This is a genomic window from Paraclostridium benzoelyticum, from assembly GCF_001006285.1.
Classification (GTDB): Bacteria; Bacillota; Clostridia; order Peptostreptococcales; family Peptostreptococcaceae; genus Paraclostridium; species Paraclostridium benzoelyticum.
The window spans coordinates 1-18,434 of sequence record NZ_LBBT01000138.1 but is presented as its reverse complement, the minus strand read 5'-3'; the positions used below and the strand labels follow the sequence as shown (position 1 = coordinate 18,434).

23 protein-coding genes are annotated in these 18,434 nt (G+C 30.3%); 2 read left to right on the top strand and 21 right to left on the bottom strand.

Translation table 11 applies throughout. From position 1 onward, the window contains the following. Positions 1–49 precede the first annotated feature (49 nt). The gene (locus VN21_RS06205; RefSeq protein WP_046822512.1) at positions 50–922 is read left to right on the top strand and encodes an aldose 1-epimerase family protein; all 873 of its coding nucleotides are present in this window, start codon (positions 50–52) and stop codon (positions 920–922) included. A 75-nt stretch (positions 923–997) separates the two neighbouring features. Here VN21_RS06205 and VN21_RS06200 read toward each other — a convergent pair whose 3' ends face one another. Then, positions 998–2,119, bottom strand: a complete 1,122-nt coding sequence (locus tag VN21_RS06200; RefSeq protein ID WP_046822511.1) for a S41 family peptidase — start codon at positions 2,117–2,119, stop codon at positions 998–1,000. A gap of 163 nt (positions 2,120–2,282) precedes the next feature. On the opposite strand from VN21_RS06200, the gene VN21_RS06195 reads away from it, so the two are divergent. Beyond that, complete coding sequence (locus VN21_RS06195; protein ID WP_046822510.1) at positions 2,283–2,846, top strand: 5-formyltetrahydrofolate cyclo-ligase; 564 nt, start codon at positions 2,283–2,285, stop codon at positions 2,844–2,846. Positions 2,847–2,890: 44 nt separating this feature from the next. Here the strand turns inward: VN21_RS06195 and VN21_RS06190 are convergent, their stop codons facing one another. The 20 genes from VN21_RS06190 to VN21_RS06095 all read right to left on the bottom strand — a co-directional run bounded on the left by VN21_RS06190 (position 2,891) and on the right by VN21_RS06095 (position 18,309). Continuing rightward, the gene (locus VN21_RS06190; protein ID WP_046822509.1) at positions 2,891–5,272 is read right to left on the bottom strand and encodes a Lon protease family protein; all 2,382 of its coding nucleotides are present in this window, start codon (positions 5,270–5,272) and stop codon (positions 2,891–2,893) included. A 200-nt stretch (positions 5,273–5,472) separates the two neighbouring features. Further along, positions 5,473–5,898 (bottom strand): hypothetical protein, encoded by a 426-nt coding sequence (locus VN21_RS06185; protein WP_046822508.1) that lies wholly within the window; start codon positions 5,896–5,898, stop codon positions 5,473–5,475. Between the two features lie 118 nt (positions 5,899–6,016). Beyond that, positions 6,017–6,952, bottom strand: a complete 936-nt coding sequence (locus VN21_RS06180; protein WP_046822507.1) for a transketolase family protein — start codon at positions 6,950–6,952, stop codon at positions 6,017–6,019. Next, entirely contained in the window at positions 6,945–7,772 is an 828-nt protein-coding gene (locus VN21_RS06175) for a transketolase (protein WP_046822506.1), read from the bottom strand. The genes VN21_RS06180 and VN21_RS06175 overlap by 8 nt, the downstream gene beginning before the upstream one ends. A gap of 164 nt (positions 7,773–7,936) precedes the next feature. After that, complete coding sequence (locus tag VN21_RS06170) at positions 7,937–8,302, bottom strand: type II toxin-antitoxin system PemK/MazF family toxin (RefSeq protein WP_021430410.1); 366 nt, start codon at positions 8,300–8,302, stop codon at positions 7,937–7,939. After that, the gene (locus VN21_RS06165) at positions 8,292–8,567 is read right to left on the bottom strand and encodes a hypothetical protein (RefSeq protein ID WP_035118413.1); all 276 of its coding nucleotides are present in this window, start codon (positions 8,565–8,567) and stop codon (positions 8,292–8,294) included. Before VN21_RS06165 ends, VN21_RS06170 begins: the two co-directional genes overlap by 11 nt. A 42-nt stretch (positions 8,568–8,609) precedes the next feature. After that, positions 8,610–9,773 (bottom strand): alanine racemase, encoded by a 1,164-nt coding sequence (alr, locus tag VN21_RS06160; protein WP_046822505.1) that lies wholly within the window; start codon positions 9,771–9,773, stop codon positions 8,610–8,612. A gap of 14 nt (positions 9,774–9,787) precedes the next feature. After that, positions 9,788–10,378 carry a germination lipoprotein GerS gene (gene gerS / locus VN21_RS06155; RefSeq protein WP_046822504.1) on the bottom strand — a complete coding sequence of 197 codons (591 nt, stop codon included), beginning with the start codon at positions 10,376–10,378 and terminating at the stop codon, positions 9,788–9,790. A 22-nt stretch (positions 10,379–10,400) separates the two neighbouring features. Next, positions 10,401–10,862 carry a CBS domain-containing protein gene (locus tag VN21_RS06150; protein WP_046822503.1) on the bottom strand — a complete coding sequence of 154 codons (462 nt, stop codon included), beginning with the start codon at positions 10,860–10,862 and terminating at the stop codon, positions 10,401–10,403. A gap of 4 nt (positions 10,863–10,866) precedes the next feature. Further along, on the bottom strand, positions 10,867–11,247 hold the full coding sequence (gene acpS / locus VN21_RS06145) for a holo-ACP synthase (RefSeq protein ID WP_046822502.1): 381 nt from the start codon (positions 11,245–11,247) through the stop codon (positions 10,867–10,869). 219 nt (positions 11,248–11,466) lie between these two features. Continuing rightward, the gene (gene atpC, locus VN21_RS06140) at positions 11,467–11,727 is read right to left on the bottom strand and encodes an ATP synthase F1 subunit epsilon (protein ID WP_046822501.1); all 261 of its coding nucleotides are present in this window, start codon (positions 11,725–11,727) and stop codon (positions 11,467–11,469) included. A gap of 2 nt (positions 11,728–11,729) precedes the next feature. After that, positions 11,730–13,124 (bottom strand): F0F1 ATP synthase subunit beta, encoded by a 1,395-nt coding sequence (gene atpD, locus VN21_RS06135; RefSeq protein ID WP_021430421.1) that lies wholly within the window; start codon positions 13,122–13,124, stop codon positions 11,730–11,732. Positions 13,125–13,140: 16 nt separating this feature from the next. Then, on the bottom strand, positions 13,141–14,004 hold the full coding sequence (atpG, locus tag VN21_RS06130; RefSeq protein WP_046822500.1) for an ATP synthase F1 subunit gamma: 864 nt from the start codon (positions 14,002–14,004) through the stop codon (positions 13,141–13,143). 28 nt (positions 14,005–14,032) lie between these two features. Next, entirely contained in the window at positions 14,033–15,535 is a 1,503-nt protein-coding gene (gene atpA, locus VN21_RS06125) for a F0F1 ATP synthase subunit alpha (RefSeq protein ID WP_021430385.1), read from the bottom strand. Between the two features lie 15 nt (positions 15,536–15,550). Beyond that, complete coding sequence (locus VN21_RS06120; RefSeq protein WP_046822499.1) at positions 15,551–16,093, bottom strand: F0F1 ATP synthase subunit delta; 543 nt, start codon at positions 16,091–16,093, stop codon at positions 15,551–15,553. After that, complete coding sequence (gene atpF / locus VN21_RS06115; RefSeq protein WP_035118335.1) at positions 16,090–16,590, bottom strand: F0F1 ATP synthase subunit B; 501 nt, start codon at positions 16,588–16,590, stop codon at positions 16,090–16,092. Before atpF ends, VN21_RS06120 begins: the two co-directional genes overlap by 4 nt. An 88-nt stretch (positions 16,591–16,678) precedes the next feature. After that, complete coding sequence (atpE, locus tag VN21_RS06110; RefSeq protein ID WP_021434191.1) at positions 16,679–16,927, bottom strand: ATP synthase F0 subunit C; 249 nt, start codon at positions 16,925–16,927, stop codon at positions 16,679–16,681. A gap of 53 nt (positions 16,928–16,980) precedes the next feature. After that, positions 16,981–17,682, bottom strand: coding sequence for a F0F1 ATP synthase subunit A (gene atpB / locus VN21_RS06105; protein ID WP_046822498.1), 702 nt, complete (start codon positions 17,680–17,682; stop codon positions 16,981–16,983). Between the two features lie 2 nt (positions 17,683–17,684). Further along, a complete protein-coding gene (locus VN21_RS06100) occupies positions 17,685–18,074 on the bottom strand; it encodes an ATP synthase subunit I (RefSeq protein WP_046822497.1) in 390 nt (129 codons plus the stop codon). Positions 18,075–18,078: 4 nt separating this feature from the next. Next, positions 18,079–18,309 (bottom strand): AtpZ/AtpI family protein, encoded by a 231-nt coding sequence (locus tag VN21_RS06095; protein WP_046822496.1) that lies wholly within the window; start codon positions 18,307–18,309, stop codon positions 18,079–18,081. Positions 18,310–18,434: the final 125 nt, after the last annotated feature.

Below are 18,434 nucleotides of genomic sequence, written 5' to 3'. Positions count from 1 at the left end.
TATATAATGAAAACGTGAACAAAAGTATATCAAATAAAGGAGTTTTAAAATGAATAAACTTGAAAATAAAGATTTAATTATTGAAGTTAAAAATACAGGCGCTGAACTAAGCCGAATATACTCTAAAACACTTAATAAAGAGTTTTTATGGGATGGAAACAAAAAGTTTTGGGGAAGACATTCTCCTATTCTATTTCCTATTGTAGGAAGACTAAAAGATAATGAAACTATTATAGATGAAAAAACATACAGTATGAATCAACATGGATTTGCTCGAGATTTCGATTTTAGTTTAATAGAAAAGGATCAAAACTCTTTAACATATAAATTAGCTTCTAATAATGAAACTAAAAAGTACTATCCTTATAAATTTGAATTATTCATTAAATATATAATCAACGAAACTGAAATTAAAATTTGCTGGAAAGTTGTAAATACAGATTGTAATGATATATTTTTTTCAATAGGCGCTCATCCAGCTTTTAATGTTCCATTTGATAAGGATACTACTATTGACAATTACTACTTAAATTTTAAAACTAGAGATGAAGTATCTAGGTATTTATTACAAGGGCCTTTTGTTTGTAAAAATTTAAAAGCTGATAGTTTAAAATCAATTAAATTGCATCCAGAAATTTTTAAAAACGACGCTCTAATATATGATAATGTAGATGAAATTAGTATATCATCTACAAACAGTTCTACATCTATAGATGTAAAGTTTGATAATTTCCCATTTGTTGGCATTTGGTCTCCCTATAACAAAGAAGATAATACAATAGCACCTTTTGTATGTATAGAGCCTTGGTTTGGAATAGCAGACTGTTTAGATTCTAACAAAATTTTCAAAAACAAATTAGGAGTAAATCAACTATCTCCAAATAAAACTTTTGAAGCTTCTTATTCAATAACTATAAATTAATAATTTGTAATAAGAAAGGACTGAGGCAAACTAATTTCACCTAAAGTGAATTAATTTACATCAGTCCTTTTAATTTTATTTATTTATTTGACTATCCATCCAATCTATAGCCACTTGAAGTTGCTTATTTTCATCTTTTTCTTCTATTTTAGGCTTTATACCCTTTTTATTTATATAGTCTCCACTTGGAGTATAATACTGAGCTGTAGTAAGTTTATACCCCGTTCCATCATTTAAACCTCTTACAGTTTGAACTAATCCTTTCCCAAATGTAGTTGTTCCTATAGCTATTCCTCTATTGTTATCAACTATAGCTCCTGTAAGTATTTCAGATGCAGATGCACTACCTCCGTTTATAAGTAAAGCTATCGGTAAATCTAATTCTCTATCATTATCAGATTTTAAATACTTAGCTTTCCCACTATTATCTTTAACAGACACTATAGTGTCTCCCTCTGGTAATATTTCATCTGCTATGTCATCACATATATTTAATAACCCTCCTGGATTATCTCGTAAATCTAACACTAGACCTTTTATACCTTTTTTATTTAAATTATCTAGAGCCTTTTTAAAATCATCATAAGTATGTTCATCAAATGACGAAATTTTTATGTATCCAATATTATTTTCTAAAACTTTAGAATCTATAGTTTTCATTACTATTTCTTCTCTTTTAACATTTATATCTAATACTTCACTACCTCTTTTTATAGTTAACTTAACATCTGTTCCTGCTTTTCCTTTTATAAGACTCATTGCCTTATCCATATCTTTAGAAGTAACTTCTTTTCCATTAACTTTAATTATTTTATCTCCTGATTTTATTCCACTTTTTTCAGCAGGAGATCCTTCTATAGGAGATACAACAGTTATTAATTCATCATCGGATGTTGGACCTATAACTACCCCTATTCCTACATAACTACCTGATGTTTGTTCTTGTAGTTTTTCAAACTCTTCTTTTGTATAGTATTGTGAGTATGGATCATCTAAACTTTCAAACATCCCTTTTATAGACCCTGTTATCAACTTTTCATTATCGTGATCTTTGTAAAAGTCTTTATCTATAGTTCTTTTTAAACCAGCAACTTTATCATACCCCTTATACTTGTAACCTACTACTTGAGATGTTATCAATGCTGTAGCAATTACAATTATAATAGAGTATATTATAGCCCTTTTTTTTGATATCATTTTATGCATCTCCTTTTACATAATATACTATTATTATTATATGCTTTCATATTATTTTTATTACTGCATGTCTTTCAGTTGATGTTATCAAATTATAATACTAAACTTCTTATTAGGAAGTTTTTATACCATATTATACCACATTAAAGAAAGGTGATTAAAATTGAAAAAAGATTTTAGAAAAAAAGTTATAGAACTCAGAAAAAAACAATCTACTCAATCTATAATTTATAAATCTAAAAAAATTTCCGATATAATTTTATCATTAGAGGATATAAAAAAAGCCTCTACTATAATGCTTTATTTAGACTTTAATAACGAAGTAAAAACTGATATTCTAGTAAACTCATTAATTTCTTTAGGTAAAAAAGTATTAGTGCCTATTACCGTAAAAGAAAACAAAACCTTGATTCCCTCTCAAATCAAAAACATAGATACAGAAGTTGAAGTGGGAACTTTTGGTATAAGAGAACCTAAAAAGGAATTTATAAGAAAAACAGATATCGAATCAATAGATATCCTAATAGTACCTGCAGTTGCCTTTGATATAAATAGATTTAGATTAGGCTATGGAGGTGGCTTCTATGATAGATTTATAGAAAAACTAAGACCTGATAGTATAACCGTAGGCATAGCTTTTGAATTTCAAGTTTTTGATTCTATTCCAAAAGAAAGTCATGATGCCCAACTAAATTACATTGTAACAGAAGAAAGAATTTTAAAATAAAAATATTAAATAGAGTAAAGTACTATCTTTACTCTATTTAATAGCTATTTATCTTTTTTATCATCATCGCTTTTTCTATATATGTTTAATTGTTCTATAACTTTTTTATCTATTTCTTCTATAGTAAGTCCTGTAAGTATCCCTAATCCTTCTTCTATATTAGATATCGCATATATACTAAATTGCCCATTTTTTACAGCTTCTACAACTTCATCCTTTAAAATTAAGTTTTTAATATTTTGTATAGGCATCATTACACCTTGTTTTCCATTTAATCCTTTTATCTTACAAACGTCAAAAAACCCTTCTATTTTTTCATTTATTCCTCCTATAGGCTGAATTTCACCTTTTTGACTTACAGATCCAGTTACTGCTATATTCTGTTTAATTGGTATTTTAGATATACTAGATATTACCGCATATAATTCAGTACTAGATGCACTATCTCCATCTACACCACAATAATTTTGTTCAAAAGTTATAGATGTCGATATAGATAAAGGTTTTTCCTTACCATATCTTTCTCCTAAGTATCCCGTTAATATTAAAACACCTTTATCATGTATACTTCCACTTTGCTTTATTTCTCTTTCTATATTTATAATCCCACTTCTACCTTTATATGTTGATGCAGTTATTTTAGAAGGCTTTCCGAAACTATATTCACCTGTTCCCATCACAGCTAGTCCATTTATTTGACCAACTTTCTCTCCATCTATATCTATTAATAAGGTTCCATCCTGGAACATCTCATTTAACTTCTCTTCATATTTATTATTTCTATATCTTTTTTGATTAATTGCCTTTTCTACATCTGATTTAGTTACATATTTTGAATCTATTTTACTAAGAGCCTCCGATTCAAAAATCAAATCTACAATTTTATTAAATTTGGCTGTTAATTTTTCTTTGTCATCACTAATTCTTACACTATATTGTAAAACTCTTTCTACAGCTCCTTTATCAAAGTGTTTTAAGTTATATTCTTTACATTGATTTGATATAAGTTTAATAATTTTATATATATTTTCATTATTTTTATTAATTTCAACATCAAAGTCAGCCATTATTTTAAATAAATTCCTAAAATCTTCTTCATAAGAATACAATATGTTATAAATATAATTGTCACCTATTAAAATCACCTTTATATCTAAGTCAATAGGTTCTGGCTTTAAATTAGAGGTAACTAAATAACCATACTGCTTATTTAAAGACTCTATTGATATTTTTCCTGTCTTAAGTGATCTTTTTAGGCATTCCCATGAAAAAGGACTTGATAATAAATCCTTAGCATTTATTATTATAAATCCTCCATTAGCCTTGTGCAATGACCCTGGTTTAATCTCCATAAAACTAGTAGTTAATGATCCTATCTCATTTTTATAATCTATCGATCCCGCCAAATTGTAATATGTAGGATTATTTTCATTTATAACCTTGCCTTCCGTACACTCGCTATTATCAATTAGTAAATTAACTCCATATCTAACAAAAAACTTAGCATCGCTCTTAGGACCCATCAAACCTAGTAATGCCATTGGATTTTGATTGTTTTCTTCTCCTGAAGTCTTAAATTTACTTATATTTTGCACAATATCATCGCATAAATCATTTATATACTCTTTAACTTTTTTACATTCTCCATATCTTTCTAGTAAATATCTCTCATAGAATCCAACCAAGCTTTTACCTACATTTTTATCTAATTCATCCAGTTTTTCTTTATATTGATCTTCACATAGCTTTATTTCATTAATATATTCTTTGCTATCTTGATTTAACTTTAAACCCTCTTCTCTTAAATCTTTTATCTGTTGAGGTGTTAAGTTGCCAATTTCTGCTTCTCCCAGCATATCACCATCTGAGTTTATGGGAACACTTATCAGCCCTCTTTCTGTTACTTCAAATTTAAATCCTCTAGGTTTTGCAATTCCATTTAGCTTATCTATTATATATTGAATATTGCTTTCAAGTTCCGTCATCAATAGTCTATTATGATATTCATATTCCTTAGTGCTAAAAATCTTAGGTATCTCTAATTTTAACTTTTCAATAATATCTTCCATATCTTTTTTAAATAACTTACCTTGTCCACATTCAAAGGATAAAGCTATTGGTTCGTTATTGTTCTTAAAATTATAAACATATGCCCAATCTTTTATATTTTTATTATTTTTCTTCACTTTACTTATAAGCATATTCGTATAACTATTTCTTCCTGTACCACTACTCCCTGCAACATAAATGTTATAACCTTTCTGTTTCATATTAAGCCCAAATTCTATAGCTTTAACAGCTCTGTCTTGGCCAATTATATCCCTAACTGGTTCTATATCTTCTGTAGATTTGAATTCTATATTATCTAAGTCACAAGTACATTTCAATTTTTCAATATCTAATTTAAACTTATCCGAATTAAACATTCATTCACCTCATAGCATTTATTTTTACATTTAGTTTTACCTATATAACATAAATAATGTACTTTACTTATAAACAATGTTCTTCAAACTAATATTTTTAATCCGCTTCTATAAAATATAAAATTCGCTTTGCATATAAAACTTTTTATATAAAAAAAGTTATAAATAATTAGTTTAGCCTAATTATTTATAACTTTTTGTTATTTTTCTACTTTTGAATTCAGCTCAATTCTATCTGGTAGTTCTTTTAAGTTAGTTTCTACTACTATGTAAGGATGTGATTCCTCTTTATTTTTATGTACAACTTCAACTTTCATTACATTTTTATCTTCTTCTTTAAACATTTTTATAGAATTCATCTCTATCCCTTTATTTGTATCTTTACCTCTAGTCACAACTACATATATTTTGCCATCTAGTTTAACAGCTAGAGCTCTTTCTTCATCTGTGTATTTACCCATCATATCAAGAATTTTTTCTGGAATTTCATTTTTTTGAAGCATTATATAATCTACAGGTTTTGAATCATCCATAAACATTTTTGGTACAAATACAAAACCTCCTAATAATAGAATTAAAACTATTATTCCATAGATTACTCCCCTAATATTAAATTTAACTTTCAATTAATCACCCCCATATAAATATATGAGCTTGTTTTTAATAATAGAAGATTTTTAAAAAAATAAAAAGCCGTAAATATTAGATATTATATCTAACGTTTACGGCTTAATAATCATAAATTTATTTCTTAGCTATAGCTTCTCTTACACTATTAACTATTTCTTTAGAAGTTAATCCATAAGCTTGTAATAGTTCTTTTGGTGTTCCTGATTGTCCAAAGACATCCTTAACACCAACTTTTTTAACTATAACTGGGCATTCTTCACTAACAACTTCACTAACTGCAGATCCTAATCCTCCAATTACATTATGTTCCTCAGCTGTAACTATTACTTTAGTTTCTTTAGCTGCATTTAGTATTATTTCTTTATCTATAGGCTTTATAGTAGGCATATTTATAACTCTAACATTTATACCTTCTTCTTTTAATTGCTCATGTGCAATTACGGCTTCATTAACCATTATTCCGCAAGCTATTATAGTAGCGTCATTACCTTCTCTTACTACTACACCTTTACCAATTTCAAACTTGTAGTTCTCATCAAATAAAGTTGGAACTGCAGATCTACCAAGTCTAACATATACTGGTCCATTGTATTTAGCAATTTCAAATATAACTTGTTCTGTTTCAACTCCATCAGCTGGAACGATAACAGTCATATTAGGTATTGATCTCATTATAGCTATATCTTCTACACTTTGGTGAGATGCTCCATCTTCTCCTACAGTTATACCTGCATGTGTAGCACATACTTTTACATTTAACTTAGGATAACATGCAGAGTTTCTTATTATTTCAAATCCTCTTCCTGTTGCAAACATAGCAAAACTACTTGCAAAAGGTATTTTACCTGCTGCTGCTAGTCCACAAGCTGCACCTATTAAGTTTTGTTCTGCTATCCCCATATTGAAAAATCTATCAGGAAATGCTTTTGAAAAGTCATTTGTTTTTGTAGATTTAGATAAATCTGCATCTAAAACAACCACATTATCATTTACTTGACCTAATTTAACTAAGGCTTTTCCATATGCTTCTCTAGTTGCTATACTACTCATTATCCGAACCTCCTAATTCTTGTAATGCTTTTTCTAGATCACTGTCACTAGGTGCTGTTCCATGCCATCCAGCATTATTTTCCATAAAAGAAACACCTTTACCCTTAACAGTTTTCGCTATTATCATTGTAGGTTTTCCTACTGTTTCTTTAGCCATATCAAGAGCTGCGAATATTTGATCAAAATCATGTCCATCTATTTCAATAACGTTCCATCCAAAGCTTTTGAATTTGTCCATTACAGGCCCTACGTTCATAACTTTTTCAACTTCTCCGTCAATTTGTAATCCATTAAAGTCTAAAAATGCTACTAAATTATCTAATTTATAGTGAGCCGCACTCATTGCTGCTTCCCAAACTATACCTTCTTGTATTTCTCCATCCCCAAGTAATGTGTATACTCTCCATGGCGCATTATCTAATTTAGACGCCATTGCCATACCACATGCTACTGAAAAACCTTGTCCTAAAGAACCTGTTGACATCTCAACCCCTGGTATTCCCTTCATATCTGGGTGACCTTGTAGCATTGCTCCTATTTTTCTTAATGAGTTTAATTCTGATTTATCAAAATAACCCTTTTCAGCTAATGTAGAATATAAAACTGGAGCTGCGTGTCCTTTTGATAGTACAAATCTATCTCTATCTTCCATCTTTGGGCTTCTATTATCTACATTCATTTCATCAAAATAAAGTGATGTTAATATTTCAACTGCAGATAATGATCCTCCTGGATGTCCAGATTTAGAACTATGTATCATGGTAACTATATCTCTTCTTATATTACGTGCAATTCCATTTAATACTTTATGGTCTCTCATGTAATTACCTCCTTGTTTTATGAGTAAAACTACTGACTCTATATTATGTACTTTGCAATTGTACCATACTAATTCCATATTATTATATCACTTTTTGCCTTTTTTTTGCTTAAAAATCCAAAAAAAATTATTGATATACTATTTCAATACACCAATAATTTAAATTAAATTTGAAATAATCCCAAACTTATAAGTAGACTATTATTCACTTTTTCCATCATACATTCATCTAGATAACCTATTTTTTCTCTTAATCGCTTTTTATCTATAGTTCTTATTTGCTCTAAGAGAATAACGGAATCTTTATTAAGCCCATACTCATTAGAACTAATTTCAATATGAGTTGGTAATTTAGCCTTGTTAATTTGCGAAGTTATAGCCGCAACAATAACAGTTGGACTGTACTTATTTCCTATATCATTTTGAATGATTAAAACTGGTCTTATTCCACCTTGTTCAGATCCAACTACAGGGCTTAAATCGGCATAAAATAAATGTCCGCGTTTTATATCTAAATTGTTAGAACTCACCTTGAGCTATAGTCCCTTCAAGGTTATCATCAGAAGATACCTCATTTGTCATTCCTAGCTCGGCTAAAGTTAAATTAATTTGACCCATTTCTTTATAACCCTTTATCATCGATTCTTTCAAGTCAAACTTTTTCTTTTGTGTAATGTAGAATTGAAAAGCAGCTTTTGCAAAATCTTCTCTGTTAGAGTTCTCTATCTGTACTATATGATCAACTTCAGAAATCAAAGAGTCAGGTAGAGTAAACACAATTTTCTCTTTGCTCATATTGTGCACAAAATCGCCTCCTAGGGGGTAATACTATCATCTTTATTTTACCAAATAATTATCTTTTTGTACAATTGCATTTCTTTCCATATAAACACGCTCAACTCGTCTAGAAATCATGCATAAGACTTCATAATTTATAGTTCCTAAGTCTTTAGCTATTTTTTCTACACTCTGATTTTCGCTCTCAGAAAATATTATAACCTCATCGTCAATTTTTATGTCTATATCTTTATCTATTTTTATCATACATTGATCCATACATATAGTTCCTACAACATCAAACTCTAATCCTTGTATATAAGCCTTTGGATTTTTTTGCATTCTTGTAAATCCATCAGCATATCCAATAGGTACCGTAACTATTCTTTCTTTAGATTTAGTTACATATTTAAGACCATAACTTATACCTATATTCTCATCCACTTCCTTTATATGAGAAACTCTAGTTTTCAATGTCATAGCAGGTTTTAAATCAATTATATCTTTATTCACCTCGTCAGAAGGATAATGTCCATAAAGTATAATTCCACATCTAACCATATTAAAATTCAAATCTTTACATTCCATAGTTGCTGCACTATTAGAAACATGTTTTATAGGAATATCAATGTCTGCAGATTGTAATTTTTCAATTACTAAGTTAAATTTATAAACTTGACCATAAGTGTATTCTTTATTTCTTTCATCAGCCGTAGCAAAATGTGTGTATATGCCCTCTATAAAAATATTTTCAAGTTGATTAATTCTAATTATTTCAGTTATAGATTCATCATTTACTTGAAATCCTATTCTACTCATTCCTGTATCTATTTTTATATGAATTTTAGCTTTTTTGTTATGTTTTTTCGCGATTTTATTTGCTAAAAATGCAGTTTCATATGAAAATATAGTTAAGCTGATGTCATTAATTATAGCTTCTTCTAAAGATTGATTTGGTATATATCCTAAACATAATATAGGTAATACTATATCATTTTGTCTAAGTTCTAGACCTTCTTCTAGTCTAGATACTGCTAAATAATCTACATTTTCTCTTTCTAAAAACTTTGATATCTGCACTGCCCCATGACTATATGCATTAGCCTTAACCACTCCACAAATTTTAGTATCTTCTTTTAATATTTTTTTTATATTTTTTAAATTATTGCTTATATTATCTAGATTTATCTCCGCCCATGTAGGAGCTGTTATATTTATCTTCATTGTCTATCTCCTTGCTATTTCTTGTACTTAAAATCAGAATAATTGACTATAAATCTGGTGTTTCCCTCCTGATCTAATATTTCTAATTTAGCAGGATAATTATCTTTTGAGTCTATATAAAGTATCTGCTTGTTGAAATATTTAGTGTTTCCAGGTATTGAAACCGTAAGCATTAAATGTCCATCCTTCATTCCAATCTCTACATCTTCCCCTTGTAGATAATTCTCTACAAAATCTCCAACAAATAAATGCTGACTATCTTTTCCTACATTAGGTAAAATTAATTTATCTTCTACTTCTGGGTTAGTTACAATTATCTTATCTTGCTTATATTCTATAGTTTTTCCCTTAAGATGCTCAGGCTGCAAAGCAACTAATTTAAAGTTTCCTGAACCATTGTATTCATGTAAAAAAGAGTACTTATGAGATCTTTTATTGCCTATAACTTCTATATCTGCTTTACACTTATAGTACTTCATCTTCGATATGTCATTTTGAAAGTTTTTGTATACCTCTTCTTTTGTGGACTTGCTTTTTTCACAACCTATAAATATAGTCGTAAAACTTATAACCAAAATCAAAAATAACGTCCACTTGCGTTTCACACAATACCTCCTAGTTTAAAACCTATCCTTCATACATAGATTTTATTATATCGTATCTACAAATTATTCCTTTTATTTTGTCATTTTCATCAACTACAGGAACTCTGTTTACTGATCTTTTTATCATTATGTTTGCAATATCATCAAATGTATCATTCTCATAAACTTTTATTACATCTTCAGACATTAAGTCTTTGACTTTAGTAGCTGCTATATCTTTTATATCATGTTCTATCTTTTTAAAATCATTAATACATATTAGTCCTTGTAAAAATGTTATGTACTCTGGAGGATCTACGTATTTTTCTTTTTTCATTATATCTGTTTCTGAGATAATACCTACAACTTTATTATCTTTATCCACTACAGGTACTCCACCTATTTTCTCAGTTATAAGAATGTTAGCTATATCCTGTATATTATCAGTTTCTCTTGCTACCTTTACATTAGTAGTCATTATATCTTTCGCTTTTTTAGTTTTCATCTTATCACTCCTTAACTATTACCATAGCATTAGCTACAGCATAATTTTCACTATGAGATATAGATACTTGTATTTCTAAAACATTATAATCTATGCACATTTGTCTTAAATTATTATAAGTTTTAACTATAGGCTTTCCATTTTTATCTCTTAAAACCTCTATGTCATCAAAATTAAAATTTTTAATTCCTGTTCCAAAAGCTTTGCTTATGGCTTCTTTTGCAGAAAAATTTCCAGCTATAGTTTCAGATCTAAATTTTTTTGATTCAAAATACTTTATCTCTTCCTCAGTAAATATTTTATTTAAAAATCTTTTTTTATTTTTTAGTATGTTTTCTATTCTTTCTATTTCTACTATATCTATACCTATACCCAATATATTCATGGATACCTCCAAATTTATGTATATATTACTATTTTGTGACTTAAATTCAAATCTATTCAATTGTTTATACTAAATTTTATTTTCAAATCTATTTTTATATTACTATATAGAAATTTATTTTAACAGTTCCACAAGCATTTAAATTTAACTTAATAGTGGTTATAAATTATCTTAATCTAAAAAAAATAAAAAGGCTAGAGTTAAACTCTAGCCTTTTTTCTATAACCATTCTGCAGATTCAGTTAAAATAACAGCTTGCTCTTTTTCAACTTGAACGAATCCTCCAGATATTTTTGCTTCTTTAAACTTACCTTCTTTTTTTAGACGTAGAGTTCCATCTGATAATCCTGCAACTAAAGGTCTATGGTTTTTTAATATACCTCTATCTCCTTCAGTAGTTCTCACTATTATCATCTCTGTTTGACCTTCATAGAAGACTTTTTCAGGAGTAACAATCTTAACCGCAAATTCGCTTGCCATTATTATCTACTCTCCTTCGCTTTTTCAACTGCCTCTTCTATACTTCCTACGAATAAGAAAGCTGATTCTGGTAAGTTATCATGCTTACCTTCTAATATTTCTTTGAAACTTCTTACAGTTTCTTTAACAGGTACATATTTACCTGGTATTCCTGTGAACTGCTCACCAACGAAGAATGGTTGAGATAAGAATCTCTCTATTTTTCTAGCTCTGTTAACAGTTATCTTATCTTCATCAGATAATTCATCCATACCAAGTATAGCTATTATATCTTGAAGTTCTTTATACTTTTGAAGTATAGATTGAACTGATACTGCTATCTCGTAATGTTCTTTACCAACTATAGCAGGGTCAAGTACTCTAGATGTAGACTCTAATGGGTCAACAGCTGGGAATATACCTAGAGAAGCTTTTTGTCTAGATAAAACTGTTTTAGCATCTAAGTGAGTGAATGTTGTAGCTGGTGCTGGGTCAGTTAAGTCATCGGCAGGTACATATACAGCCTGAACTGATGTTATAGACCCTTTATTTGTAGATGTTATTCTCTCTTGTAATCTACCCATCTCTGTTGCTAATGTTGGTTGGTATCCAACTGCTGATGGAGTACGTCCAAGAAGTGCAGAAACCTCAGATCCTGCTTGAGTGAAACGGAATATATTATCTACGAATAATAAAACGTCTTGTCCTTGTTGATCTCTGAAGTACTCAGCCATTGTAAGACCAGTTAAAGCAACCCTCATTCTTGCTCCAGGCGGCTCATTCATTTGTCCGAATACTAGAGCTGTTTTGTTTATAACTCCTGTATCGCTCATCTCATGGAATAAGTCGTTACCTTCTCTTGTTCTCTCTCCAACACCTGCGAATACTGATATACCACCGTGTTGAGTAGCTATATTGTTGATAAGCTCTTGTATAAGAACTGTTTTACCAACTCCAGCTCCTCCGAATAGACCTATCTTACCACCTTTTAAATATGGTGCTAGTAAGTCAACAACTTTTATACCAGTCTCTAGTATCTCAGCTCCTGGGTTTAATTCATCGAATGCTGGTGCTTCTCTATGTATAGGGTTTTTAGGAGCATCTTTTGGAGCTTCTTTACCATCAACTGGCTCACCTAATACATTGAATATTCTTCCTAAAGTTTCTTCTCCTACAGGAACACTTATAGCAGCTCCTGTATCAACAACTTCCATACCTCTTACTAGTCCATCAGTTGAACTCATTGATATACATCTTACAGTATCATCACCAACGTGTTGTGCAACCTCTACAACTATTTTCTTATCTCCGTGCTTTATCTCTAATGCATTTAATAGATTAGGTAAGCTTTTTTCATCATTGAACTTTACGTCAACAACTGGCCCGATAACCTGAACTATTTTACCTATGTTTGCCATGTCCTAACCTCCTTATTTATTGAGCTGAAGAAGCTCCTGCAACTATCTCAGATATTTCTTGAGTAACTGCAGCTTGTCTTGCTCTATTGTATTGTAATTCTAAATTAGATATCATTTCATTTGCATTGTCTGTTGCTGATTCCATAGCTGTTCTTCTTGCAGCTTGCTCTGAAGCGTAAGACTCAGCTAATCCTCCGTATATCATTCCTGATACATACTTAGGAACTATAAATCCAAGCACAGCGTCTGCAGAAGGTAAGTATTGAACTGCCGCTCCACTTTGCTTCTTCTCTTCACCTTTATTAGCTTCTATACTTATTGGTAAAAGCTTAACTAATCTTGGCTCTTGACTTAATGCAGAAACGAACTCTGTATATATTAATTTAACTTCGTCTATGTCTCCGTTTTGATACGAATCCATTACAGTTTTTGATATATTCATTATATCTTCATAGTTAGCATTTTCAACAGAAGGTATTGATCCTATTACTTCAAAGTCTCTTTTGCTAACAAATTCTTTTGCTTTTTTTCCTATAGTAACAACTTTAACATTTTTAGAGCCTTGAGTTTCAGCAGCTAACGCTTTAAATACATTTGCGTTGTATCCACCTGCAAGTCCTCTGTCTCCTGCTATTACTACATAACATCTATTTTTAACTTCTCTTTGTTTAAGAAATTCACTTTTAACTCCACTCGTACTTTTAGCTATATTCTCTACAGCTTCTTTTAAAGTGTTAAAATACGCTTTAGAACTTTCAGCTTTTTCCTTAGCTCTTCTAAATTTAGAAGAAGAAACTAATTCCATTGCTTTAGTTATTTGTTTCGTATTTTCAACACTGGCAATACGAGTTTTGATTTCCTTCATTCCAGCTCCTGCCAATTGAGTTACCTCCTTTTTTTAAAAAGGATTACGCTTCTATAACAAATTTCTTTTTGAAATCGTTTATAGCGTTCGTTAATTCTTGAGCAAAGTCTTCATTTGCAAGAATTTTTTCTCCTATTTGTGGATAATTAGCATCTATAAATTCTAATAATTCTGCTTCAAATCTTTTTATGTTATTTACAGGTATATCTGCTAATAAGTTATTTGTAACTGCAAATACCATTACAACTTGATTTGAAACTTCCATTGGTTGATGTTCTCCTTGTTTAAGAACCTCAACTATTCTTTCCCCTTGAGCAAGTCTCTTCTTAGTATCTTCATCTAGGTCAGATCCAAATTGAGAGAATGCAGCAAGTTCTTTATATTGTGAGTAAAGAAGTTTTAATGGTCCTGCAACTTTTTTCATTGATTTTATTTGTGCAGATCCTCCAACCCTTGAAACTGATATACCAGGGTCAACTGCAGGTCTTATTCCTGAGTAGAATAATTCTGGTACAAGGTATATTTGTCCGTCTGTTATAGATATAACGTTAGTTGGTATATAAGCAGAAACGTCCCCACCTTGAGTTTCTATTATAGGTAATGCAGTTATTGATCCTGCTCCTAATTCGTCAGATAACTTAGCTGCTCTTTCAAGTAATCTTGAATGTAGGTAGAATACGTCTCCTGGATACGCTTCACGTCCTGGTGGTCTCTTAAGTAATAATGACATCTCTCTGTATGCAACGGCATGCTTAGTTAAGTCATCATATACTATTAGTACATGTTTTCCATTGAACATAAATTCTTCACCCATAGCAACACCTGCATATGGAGCTAAGAATTGAAGTGGTGCAGATTCAGATGCAGTAGCAGAAACTACTATTGTATAATCCATTGCTCCACCTTTTTCTAACGTACTAACAACTTGAGAAACAGTAGAACGTTTTTGTCCTATTGCAACATATATACATATAACATCTTTACCTTTTTGGTTAAGTATTGTATCTACACATATAGATGTTTTACCTGTTTGTCTATCTCCGATAACAAGCTCTCTTTGCCCTTTACCTATTGGTATCATGGCATCTATAGCTTTTATACCTGTTTGTAATGGCTCATGAACAGATTTTCTAGCCATTATTCCTGTAGCTTCAGATTCAACTGGTCTGAACTTAGTTGCATTTATAGGTCCTTTTCCATCAACTGGTTGACCTAATGAGTTTACAACTCTACCTATCATTTCATCTCCAACTGGAACTTGAACGATATTACCAGTTCTTTTTACGATGTCTCCTTCTTTTATTCCAGAGTCATCTCCTAACATAACCGCTCCAACCATTTCTTCTTCAAGGTTAAGAGCCATTCCGTATACTTTACCTGGGAACTCTAATAACTCACCAGCCATAGCTTTTTCTAATCCGTAAACACTAGCTATACCGTCCCCAACTTTTAAAACACTTCCTGTATCTGTTAACTCTACTTTATTTTCGTAATTCTTTATTTGCTCTTTTATTATAGCACTTATTTCTTCTGGTTTTAAATTCATGGGTTCACCGCCCTCCTAAGATATTACTTGAGATAGTTGTTCCTTCATTTTATCTAAACGATTTTTAACCGTTCCATCTATCTCTTCGTTTCCAAGTCTAACTAGGACTCCACCTAATACAGACTCATCTACTTCATTTTTTAAAATAACTGTTTTGTTATATTTAGTTGAAAGTTTAGCTTGAAGATCTTCAAGCTCTTTTCCTTCCATAGGAACTGCTGTTACAGCCATTCCTTCTAATATATTGTTTTTATCATTTAATAAAGCTTTAAAAGCTTCTGCTATACCAGTTATTAAAGATAATCTATCTTTATCAGCTAATATTTTCATGAAATTTAACATTTCTTTATTTAATTGAGATCCAAATACATTAGATATTAAATCCTTTTTATCATCCTTTGAAACTATTGGAGATTTTAATATATTTGCAAACTCTTTATTTTCATTTATTATATCTACTACAGCCTTTAGCTCATTATATAGTTTTTCAGTCGACTTAGAGTCTTCTCCAACTTGGAATAAGGCTTCAGCGTATCTGCTTGCAACTATATTTATCATTGAGCTTCGCCTACCTCTTTTATAAAGTCATTTATTAGCTTTTCATGCTTAGACTTATCTAGGTCACTTTCTATAACCTTAGATGCTGCAAGTAAAGCTATTGAAGATATATCATCCTTAACTTCATTCATAACTTTTTGTCTTTCTTGTACTATATCTTTGCTAGCTTTTTCTTTTATGCTTGTAGCTTCATTTTTAGCTGTAGATATTATTTCCTCTGATTTTTGTTCTGCTCTTACAGTTGCTTGTTTTATTATTTCTTGCCCTTGCTCTTTAGCAGAACTTAATTTTTCTTCAAATTCTTTTTTGAACTTTTCACCCTCAGATTTAGATTTCTCTCCTTGAGCTAAGTTTGTTTGAATATCTTTTTCTCTCGCTTCTATTATACCTAAAACAGGTTTAAATAAAAGTTTCTTTAAAATAACAAACACTAAGAATGTATTTATTAATTGGAATAGTAATTCATACGTTAACCCAATTAGTGGTTTTAATTCCATCCTTATTCCTCCTTTCTACTAATCACAATTCGTAATTAGGAGATGGTTACCCACCTCCTATTTATGATACCTTAACCTTTAATTCTTATTATTTTATGAATGGATTAGCGAATAGAAGTATTATAGCTACAACTAAACCATATATTGCTGAAGACTCTGCAACTGCTGCTCCAAGTAACATTGTTTGAGTTATATCACCTTTAGCTTCTGGTTGGTTTCCAACTGCCTCTGCAGCTTTACCTGCTGCGAATCCTTGTCCTATTCCTGCTCCTATACCTGTTGCAACTGCGATACCTGCTCCTATAGCTGAACCTGCTAATATTATAGCTGTTTCCATGATTGTTTCCTCCTTAAATTTCAATAATTTTTATTTGTTTATTTACATATCAATTACTCTGTAGCATTTGATACAAATACCATCGTAAGCATTATGAATATGAACGCTTGTAATATACCAGCAAATATATCAAAGTATAAATGTAATGGTACTGGTATTATTAATTGTCCAAAAGGTATATTTATACCTGTTAAGCTTGTTGACACGAATCCTAAGAATTGATATAAAAGTGCCATGATAACAGATCCTCCTAATATATTACCAAATGGACGGAAACTTAATGATATAGGTTTTGCTAATTCCCCTATTATATTAAGCGGTAATAAGAATGGTATTGGCTCAAGTAACTCCTTGAACATTCCCATACCTTTTTTCTTGACACCTGCATAGTAAATCATAAAGAATGTTATTAATGCCCATGCTAATGTAGTGTCTAAATCTGTTGTAGGTGATCTAAATCCTAATAGTCCTATAAGGTTTGATGTTGCGAAGAATAAGAATAAACTTCCTATATATGGAACCATAAAAGGTAATTCTTTTATAGCTGTTGGGCCCATAGTTGTTTTTACAAACTTATCAAATCCACCTATAACAAATTCTAAAAATATTTGTACTTTACTAGTTGGAACTTTCTTTAAGTTTCTAGTTAAAAAATAAGATGCTATAGCAAGACCTGCTAATATTATCCAACTTGTTATAACTGTATCACTTAACTTGAAGTTTCCAAAATATAGTATATATTGTGCTTGCTTCACAGTTACGCCTCCTTTCTTTTAAGTTTGTCTACTACTACTCTTTTGCCTAATATAGAAAACTTAGTGCTCAATAAGCCTATGGTAGTTCCAATAACACTTATATGTGGAGATTTTGCTGAAACAAATAAAACCACACCTACTATTGTCATCCTTATTATGTATCTACTAGTTGAATATATTTGAGCCTTAGTAGGAGGACACGTTACTGATTTTTGTAACGAGATAGCTAATAATCTAAAATTTAACATAGCTATTATGCTCCCAAACAAAAGACCTGTAAGCATTTCTTTTGGAGAGTTTGATAAAAAAACAATAAGGATAGCTGCGATTAAATCAATTATGAGTATACCTTTATTTACGTCTCTTATTTGTTTTCCTAAACCATTATCCATTTAATCACTTCCTTTTTGCGTATACAATTAAGGTTTTATAAACACCACTAAATGCACCGCCTATTCCTAACAAAAGGAAAATCAATAATAAAAATGGACTTGTTCCAAATTTATCATCTAAGTACTTTCCTATAAAAGCACATCCTAAAATAGGGATTAAAATCATTAATCCTACTTGGCTTATTAAAGAAAGCATACTAAGAGCCTGTACATATTTTCTATGTTTATCTTCCATAAATATCATACCTCTTGTATCGTAATATATTTTAATTCTGTTAATTCATTGTACGTATGTAAGATGTTTGTTTGAAACGTTGAATATTTTAATTGTAAATTATATTTCATTATTATATTTCTTTT